We start from the raw sequence: 7,650 nt of genomic DNA on the forward strand, positions 1-7,650 counted from the left end.
ATTATATTGTGTTGTGGAACAGGCATCTTGCCTGTTCAGATATTAGCCACGGGCAAGATGCCCGTGCCACAATTAATCAGTTAATAATCGCCTCCAGCGCCATATTGCCACGCTTCAACTAATCGGTGAAAATAGTATTGCTGTTCCGGTGCTAAATTTTTCACCTGCGGTTCTACGGCTTTTCCCAAAGGCTGCAATCCCGTATAAATTCCTAAATTTACATAATGAACCATCCAATCTAGCAAATTAGCTATTCCAACCTGCGGGATAATTTTCATAACTAATCCGGGATGGCTAATTGCTGTTTTAAACAGGGTTTGGGACAAAGCCGGAAACAGCACGATATCTTGAAGAAACGGTTTGAGTACCGGTTCTCCCAAGTCTTCCATTACCTGAAAGACGGCCGCCAAAAGTTGATTGATTTGATTGGGGTCTATTTTTTGATTTATCGCAGCACTCATCGAACGCTGAAACAACCAGGTGACAGATAGATTTGGCTGGTAGGGTTGCAAAAGTGCGAGGGATTTTTTGCTGAGACTGTCGCTTGTCAAAGCTTCGTCAATTCCTAGAGTCAAGCGTTTGAGGTGGCGCACCATTGCCCCGAAACCGCCAAAGCTGAGGGGAGATTGGCTACCGCTGCTGTCTCCGACTGGGAGTATGCGATCCCAAGGCGTTTTTAGAGGACTTTGGCGATAGCAGGGGAAGAATCCGTAGAGTGCTCTTTGGAATTTTAACTGTTCGAGTTCGACGTTTTGATATTGGGGAAGCAAGCGCAAATAGTCTTCAAATAATGTTTCTAAACTGAATCTTTCTGTGTCGGCGTCTATGTAGGTAAATAAGTAGGTGGTGCGGCCGTCTCTGGCTGGAAATGCTTCCCAAAAATATTGGCACTGATTTTGCATTGGGGTGAAGGATGCAAATATGTCCCCGGTGTCGTTTTTGGGGTATCCTTGAGCGCAACTGCCGACTACTAAACATACGGCGTCGGGTTTCTTCCCTTGTCTAGCTTGGCGGACAATGGGCGAAAAATGTCCCATTGCGTCTAATAATAATCTGGTTTTAAATAAGTTTGTAGCAGGTTGTGTATCGGTATTTGCAGATTCTACCAACACTCCATCCGGGTGAATGGTTGCTGTTTTAAATGGTGTATTTTCAAATAGCTTTCCTCCAGCTTGGAGAAATCGCTGTTTCAAGGTTTCTAGGATGTAAACTGGGTCTATTCCGATGTTTAGTACGTCGCGCACCCAAATGTCTGGGGTGTTGGCAAAGCTGATGCGGGCTGGGTTATATTCAGTGGCGATCGCCTTTTCTATCTCTTCAACAGATAGCAAATTTAGTTCTAAGAATGCGTCTAATTCTTTGCGAGAAATGTTCCATTCTTGATCGCGGCCTCGCAGGGTGCCGCGTTCTATCAAGGCTACTCGCCAACCCCGCACGGCTAAGGCTGTACCGATTAATATTCCTAGGGTTCCGCCGCCGATAACTATGTCGAAGTCGAGGGTTTCCAGGGGTTGTTGGCTGTGTTTGACTGCTTGGGGTGTTGGTGCGGTGTTTTGTTTGAGGTTTTCCCAGAGTCGATCGACTTTTCTCAGGCCTCCGAGGGCGTCTGCTGGCAGTTGGGAGAGGATTTTTTCAGTGAGGGACATCGGGTTTTAGTATTAAACGGTGGTTGATTTTTTATAATTTAGCTTAGATTAACATTTGCGACAGTTTCAGGGCTGACGCATGGGGTGGCGAGAATCCCGGTTTATACTAAGATGTTGCACCATTGTCAATAAGCTTTTTAGGAACAGGCAAGATGCCTGTTCCACAAGAAAATCTACTCTTTGTGGAACAGGCATCTTGCCTGTTCTTGAGAATGGTGCAAGATGTGAGTTTCTACGAATTTTGGGCTTAGTAACGAGAAATCTACGAATCAACCGGGTTTATGAGGTTGGGAGTGCGATCGCAAACGGAGTTTTTATAATCATACAGAGAAACCCGGTTTCTGAAAAAAAACCGGGTTTCTACCTCTCGTTGGTAAGTCTGGGGAATTATCTTCAATCAGCCGTGCTTAATTCTTCAACTCGCAGCCGATCGCACAAAATTCGCTCGCACACTATACCACCCGTATCCGCACTCCTGCAAACTTCTAACTGAGCTTCCGGCAGCGCTTCAAACAAAAAACGTTCCCCCGGAAACACCGTCCGCTCAAAATACCAATTAGGAATATTTGTAATGCGAGCGATTTGCACTTTGCTAGTATTATTTAGATACCAACACAAAATGCGCGTATGACCTTCGGAAATTACCTGATTTAGTGTCAAATTCATCTTTTTAACTTGTTTGTGCAATGGTGCGAGCGAGTGGCGAAAGGCCTAAGCTTATTATAGCATATTCCCAGTTAAAACAGAATTTTTTATACATTTTTTTTACATTCTTTGGGTTAATTAATAAATTTCTCCGGGGAAACATCAGCGCCTTCCCCCTATTCCCAAGAAGGTGCAAAAGCCGGCATTGCTAAAGTGCAAGATTTCCATCCTCCCCTAACAGGTGCATTCAACAATTGACAGTGACCGACTGAACCTCTTGCCTGTTGGTAGTGACCGCAAAAATTACACTTGGAAGCCGGATTGCAACCGCGCTCGCTAATTACAAGGCAGGGCTGGTTTTGGGTTTGGTGGCGATCGATAGTTATAGTGTTCATTAAATTACTTTTTAAATGTTCAGTCTTAAGTATGACGGCTGAAGTGCAGTCGTGGCCTCTATCTGAAGGCTTAGTTCGCCTTAAGTTTTGTTGAGGGATCGATAGAAAATATATTATTTTTGACAGTATAAAGCGAGGGAGCAATTTAATTTGCTTCCGATCGCATTGGCGGCCCCGGCTTTAGGGCCGATCGCGCTTGCCGGGGGGTATACTTCCTCAGACAGAGCTAATTATTTTCGCCTAACTGGCTGAACAAATCGGCTAAAATTGTATTAGAAAATAAAAAACCTTCGGGATCGCTCAACCTCAAATTGCCCGCAAGCGGCAGTTTCGCGGCATCGCCTAAAGTTGCGTGAAGCGGAGCTATCCCGTAGGGAATCGCCCTATCCTCCGTCATAATTTCCACCCATCCTTGTCGCCAGTAGGGCTGCAAACAACGCCAAATTTTATCAACCGTTTGCTGACTAAACTTTTCAGTCAGCGCCGACAGGCTAACTCCTTCTGCTAAACGCAAACCTAGCATCAGCGTTTCTAACAAAACGTCATTTTCTGAGACTTGAAAATTTTGCTCAATTGCTGGGTAAATATCCTGCTGGGTTTCCCCCCCAATTTGAGGAGTTGCTGGGGAATTGAGGCCAGAGATCGATCGCACCCACTGATAATATTCTTGAGTTTTGCGCGGCCTTGTCAACCTCCGGCCTTCCACGTAACTCGCCGCCCCCATTCCCAAACCATAATAAGGGCGATTTTCCCAATAAACGCGGTTGTGGCGGCACTGATAGCCATCGCGAGCGTAATTAGAAATTTCGTAATGTTCGTAGCCAGCACCGGTCAGAATTTCCCGCGCTAAACGGTACATTCCAGCAGCGGTTTCATCTGCTGGTAGTGGCTGCGCGCCTGCTTCAAAGTAGCGCCCGAAAGCAGTTCCCTGCTCAACAATTAAGTCGTAACTCGACAGGTGAGTCGGGGAAATTTCCACCGCTGATTTCAGGGAAGCTTCCCACTGTTCTAAAGTTTGGTGCGGCAGTCCCGAAATTAGGTCTAAACTGAAATTGACAATACCAGCCGATCGCACTATTTCCACTGCTTCAAAAATATCAGCGACAGAGTGCGATCGCCCGCAAGCTTGCAGCAATTCATCCTGAAAAGCTTGCACTCCCAAACTAACTCGATTTACTCCCGCCGCTGCATATCCCCGCAACTGTTCTAAAGTAAACGTACCCGGATCTATTTCTATAGAAATTTCCGCCCCAGCATCAATCCCAAATTTGCCGTCGAGAGTCTCTAAAATATTGCTCAACTGACTGACAGAAAGCAGCGAAGGCGTGCCGCCACCAAAAAAAACTGTTTTCAGAGATGCGCCTAAATTTTTAGTTTCTTGAATTTCTTGACACAGTACAGCAACGTATTGCACGATTGTGCCGGAATTTTCGCCATTTTTGCGATCGCCCACCACAAAAACCGGAAAATCGCAGTAGTAACAGCGGCGGCGACAAAAAGGTATGTGCAGGTAAGCCGAACTAGGAATCCCGGAATTTGCCGCTTGCACACTTTTTTTTAATTCAAATGTTAAATAATCTGTGGGAGGGTTCATTACATCTCAAGCCGAAAGCGCAACTTCAAATCTAAAGTTTTAATTAAACAATCATGAATAATTATGTATATTATGACATTTTCTTACCAAAAAAGCGCTGCGAATGATGGCGTCCCGCCCCGCAAGCTACGGCTCTTTTAATTTAACCTCGTACCGGTTTTGATCGGCCACCATTCCCGGACATCCCGCAGGGCGGTCTATTCGCACCTCGTGCCTGCTTGCGGTGGGGCGTGGTAAATTCCGAGCGACTCCCTGGCACATCCCCCAAAGGGTACAACCGCGAAATATAAGTTTATGAAAATCCCTCAGTAAATATGGCGATATCCGACCAAAGCATGAAAACAAGTATCAGCACTGCAAAGATATAATGGGAATAAATTCCTTAACCTAGAACTAATGCTAGACGCAATCATAATAATCTCATTCGTAATCGCAGGCGGAGGCATTGGCTATTACGGAGTCGAACTCCTGCCGACCGAGCTGCTGGAGCAAGTTACAAATATACAAGGTTTAAGTTCTGTACTAGGTTCGTTTGGAGCATTAATCGGCTTCGTGATGGGATTAGTGGCTCAAACAACCTATCGGCGCCTGGAAAAACAAGTCCGCGATATGCCAGTGGAGATGTTGCTGACGCGGGCGATCGGCTTAATCATCGGACTGCTAGTAGCAAACTTAATGCTGGCTCCGCTATTCCTACTGCCAATTCCGCGCGAGTTCGGCTTCATCAAACCTCTAGTCGCAGTCTTGGGTAGCGTCATGTTCGGCTTCACAGGCGTCAGTTTGACCGACACCCACGGCCGCGCTTTCTTGCGGCTGATCAACCCCAAAAGCTTTGACACGGTGTTGGTAGCCGAAGGTACTTTCAAACCAGCAACTGCCAAAGTTGTCGATACTAGCTGCATTATTGACGGCCGAATTGAAAACTTGCTAGAAACAGGTTTCCTCGAAGGTCAAATTATCGTGCCGCAATTCGTGCTCCAAGAACTGCAACTGGTAGCTGATTCCGCCAACGATCAAAAGCGAGTGCGCGGACGCCGCGGCTTAGATGTACTCAACCGCATCAAAGAAACATATCCAGAACGGATTCAAATTCACTCGGCTGACTACGAAGATATTGCCACAGTCGATGCGAAATTAGTCCGCTTCGCTTTGGATATTGACGGCATTTTGCTCACCAACGATTACAACTTATCAAAAGTAGCTACCGTCCAAAAACTGCCGGTTTTGAATATCAACGATTTGACTCATGCGGTGCGCCCGACTTATTTGCCGGGAGATACGATCGAACTAAAAATCCGCAAAGAAGGCAAAGAACCCTCTCAGGGAATCGGTTACTTGGATGACGGCACAATGGTTGTCGTGGAAGCAGGAAGCAGCTATGTCGGCGGCGAAGCCAGAGTCGTAGTCACCAGCGCCCTGCAAACCAGCGCCGGCCGCATGATTTTCGCCCGTCCTCAAGAATCCGTTATTGTTTAAAACAGAGTAACAATGGCCAGGGCAATCAGAATCAAATATTGCGATCGTTGTTCCCAATCTGCCCCGACTCTCTACCGCGCCCGGTATGACGAGTCGGGGCAGTGGTTTTTTTTGTGTCTTAAATGTTGGGAATCGGTAAGTATAGCAACCGCCCCGGCGGTTAGGACGTAGCGCCCTTTCATCACTCTCTGATAAATTGGCGATTTTTCGAGGATACAGCCCATGAAGATTCAAGGTTTCACCCCAAAGTGACAAAAGAGGGATATAAGCCGAATGGCAGTCACAAATAGGGGAGCAAGGAGACACGCAGAAAGAAAAGCGTTTTATTGGTGTTCCATAGTATCATCTTCTTAAAAATTGTGTAAGAAATTTATGAGAAAGATGAAAGCCGCTGTTTTTGTAGAAAAAGGGCGAATCGAGATTCAAGAAAAACCAATTCCTGAGATTGGACCGACTGATGCACTGATGAAAATCACCACGACGACAATCTGTGGCACAGATGTTCATATACTCAAAGGTGAAGTACCTGTCCAGCCTGGACGGACACTAGGACATGAACCAATTGGCGTCATTGCAGAACTCGGCTCAGGAGTTCACGGCTATGAAATAGGACAGCGTATTCTTGTTGGTGCTATAACTCCTTGTGGTCAGTGCAATTTCTGTCTTGACGGCTACCAAGCGCAGTGCGGCGGTAAGCCAATGGGTGGTTGGCGCTTCGGCAATACCATTGATGGTTCTCAGGCGGAATATATGCTAGTGCCGAACGCAATGGCAAATTTGACTCCCATACCTGACGAATTAACCGACGAACAGGTGCTCATGTGTCCCGATGTTATGAGTACGGGTTTCAGTGGTGCCGAAAGCGGAAATATCAAGATTGGTGATACAGTCGCCATATTTGCCCAAGGACCAATTGGTATGAGCGCAACTGTCGGTGCCAGACTCAGAGGTGCTTCCAAAATCATTGCCGTGAGCAGCAATCCAGCACGCCTGGAAATGTCCCAAATGCTTGGCTCCGACATTGTTTTAAACTATAAAGAGTGCAATCCAGTCGAAGCGATCCTGGATTTGACTGATGGTCGTGGTGTAGATGTAGCGATTGAAGCACTCGGTATTCAGGAAACCTTTGAAGCCTGTTTGCGTGTGGTTAAACCAGGCGGAATTGTATCGAGTCTAGGAGTCTATTCTGGAAAACTTGCCATTCCTGTAGATGCCTTTGCCGCCGGTATTGGAGATAAGAAAATTGTTACCACCCTCTGCCCTGGTGGAAAAGAACGTATGCGACGGCTGATAAATGTCATACAGTCCGCTCGTGCCGACCTGAGACCTATGATCACACACAGGTTTAAGCTAGATCAAATAAAAGAAGCGTATGAATTATTCGGCAATCAACGAGATGGTGTGATAAAAGTTGCCATAAACCCATAAATCCATGATTGAACGGCACTAAGTTAAGCGCGATCGCGCTTACAGAATATCCTGGCGTGCTGCTGCTAACCCATCACCGGATTTGAGAATACTTTTCCATCCCAACATACTCTGAGCCTCGTGATTTTCTTTGTAGCTGAACCTATTTTGAGCAATGCTATGACTGAACGACCAGTCGCATCTTTGAGTCTCACTCATTTGAGGGACAAGAAATCTTGGGTTATTTGTATAGCAACCGCCTAGGCGGCGCCGGACCGAACTTTCATATCTGCCATGTAAGGCATACAACCACTTCCCCGAAGATGGTTTCTCAAAATTACAGATACGTTCCCCATAATAATGACATGAGGTTTGCTTTCCCCTGCTTTTGCATAGATTTCACCTTGCCTGTAAGTAGGTCGGCGGGAAAATCCATAAGTATGTAACAAAATATTAAGTCGGGTGACTGGACTTGAATTTAATACGT

7 protein-coding genes and 1 pseudogene are annotated in these 7,650 nt (G+C 46.2%); 2 read left to right on the forward strand and 6 right to left on the reverse strand.

Annotated elements, in window-relative coordinates:
- Positions 1–80: 80 nt before the first annotated feature.
- The 4 genes from QUA00_RS28460 to hemW form a co-directional block, all read right to left on the reverse strand.
- Positions 81–1,646: an FAD-dependent oxidoreductase gene (locus QUA00_RS28460; RefSeq protein WP_333411937.1), complete on the reverse strand. Its 1,566-nt coding sequence runs from the start codon at positions 1,644–1,646 to the stop codon at positions 81–83.
- Positions 1,647–2,039: 393 nt separating this feature from the next.
- On the reverse strand, positions 2,040–2,312 hold the full coding sequence (locus QUA00_RS28465) for a DUF1830 domain-containing protein (protein WP_333057596.1): 273 nt from the start codon (positions 2,310–2,312) through the stop codon (positions 2,040–2,042).
- 155 nt (positions 2,313–2,467) lie between these two features.
- On the reverse strand, positions 2,468–2,686 hold the full coding sequence (locus QUA00_RS28470; protein ID WP_333143361.1) for a hypothetical protein: 219 nt from the start codon (positions 2,684–2,686) through the stop codon (positions 2,468–2,470).
- 226 nt (positions 2,687–2,912) lie between these two features.
- Positions 2,913–4,280 carry a radical SAM family heme chaperone HemW gene (hemW, locus tag QUA00_RS28475; RefSeq protein ID WP_333411938.1) on the reverse strand — a complete coding sequence of 456 codons (1,368 nt, stop codon included), beginning with the start codon at positions 4,278–4,280 and terminating at the stop codon, positions 2,913–2,915.
- 396 nt (positions 4,281–4,676) lie between these two features.
- Between hemW and QUA00_RS28480 the strand changes: the two genes are divergently transcribed.
- Together QUA00_RS28480 and QUA00_RS28485 are read left to right on the forward strand one after the other, a co-directional pair.
- The gene (locus tag QUA00_RS28480; protein ID WP_333143359.1) at positions 4,677–5,756 is read left to right on the forward strand and encodes a PIN/TRAM domain-containing protein; all 1,080 of its coding nucleotides are present in this window, start codon (positions 4,677–4,679) and stop codon (positions 5,754–5,756) included.
- A gap of 381 nt (positions 5,757–6,137) precedes the next feature.
- Entirely contained in the window at positions 6,138–7,184 is a 1,047-nt protein-coding gene (locus QUA00_RS28485; protein WP_333143358.1) for an NAD(P)-dependent alcohol dehydrogenase, read from the forward strand.
- Positions 7,185–7,223: 39 nt separating this feature from the next.
- Here the strand turns inward: QUA00_RS28485 and QUA00_RS28490 are convergent, their stop codons facing one another.
- Positions 7,224–7,382 (reverse strand): hypothetical protein, encoded by a 159-nt coding sequence (locus tag QUA00_RS28490; protein ID WP_333300645.1) that lies wholly within the window; start codon positions 7,380–7,382, stop codon positions 7,224–7,226.
- Positions 7,383–7,423: 41 nt separating this feature from the next.
- Positions 7,424–7,650 (reverse strand): annotated as a pseudogene (locus tag QUA00_RS28495) (hypothetical protein); the annotation flags it as partial.

Source organism: Microcoleus sp. T2B6, from assembly GCF_036700475.1.
In the GTDB taxonomy this organism is placed as follows: Bacteria; Cyanobacteriota; Cyanobacteriia; order Cyanobacteriales; family Microcoleaceae; genus Microcoleus.

What these genes read in the sequence shown, in the direction of transcription:
- QUA00_RS28460 (WP_333411937.1), bottom strand. Translation starts at nt 1,646, where the DNA reads ATGTCCCTCACTGAAAAAATCCTCTCCCAACTGCCAGCAGACGCCCTC.
- QUA00_RS28465 (WP_333057596.1), bottom strand. Translation starts at nt 2,312, where the DNA reads ATGAATTTGACACTAAATCAGGTAATTTCCGAAGGTCATACGCGCATT.
- QUA00_RS28470 (WP_333143361.1), bottom strand. Translation starts at nt 2,686, where the DNA reads ATGAACACTATAACTATCGATCGCCACCAAACCCAAAACCAGCCCTGC.
- hemW (WP_333411938.1), bottom strand. Translation starts at nt 4,280, where the DNA reads ATGAACCCTCCCACAGATTATTTAACATTTGAATTAAAAAAAAGTGTG.
- QUA00_RS28480 (WP_333143359.1), top strand. Translation starts at nt 4,677, where the DNA reads ATGCTAGACGCAATCATAATAATCTCATTCGTAATCGCAGGCGGAGGC.
- QUA00_RS28485 (WP_333143358.1), top strand. Translation starts at nt 6,138, where the DNA reads ATGAAAGCCGCTGTTTTTGTAGAAAAAGGGCGAATCGAGATTCAAGAA.
- QUA00_RS28490 (WP_333300645.1), bottom strand. Translation starts at nt 7,382, where the DNA reads ATGAGTGAGACTCAAAGATGCGACTGGTCGTTCAGTCATAGCATTGCT.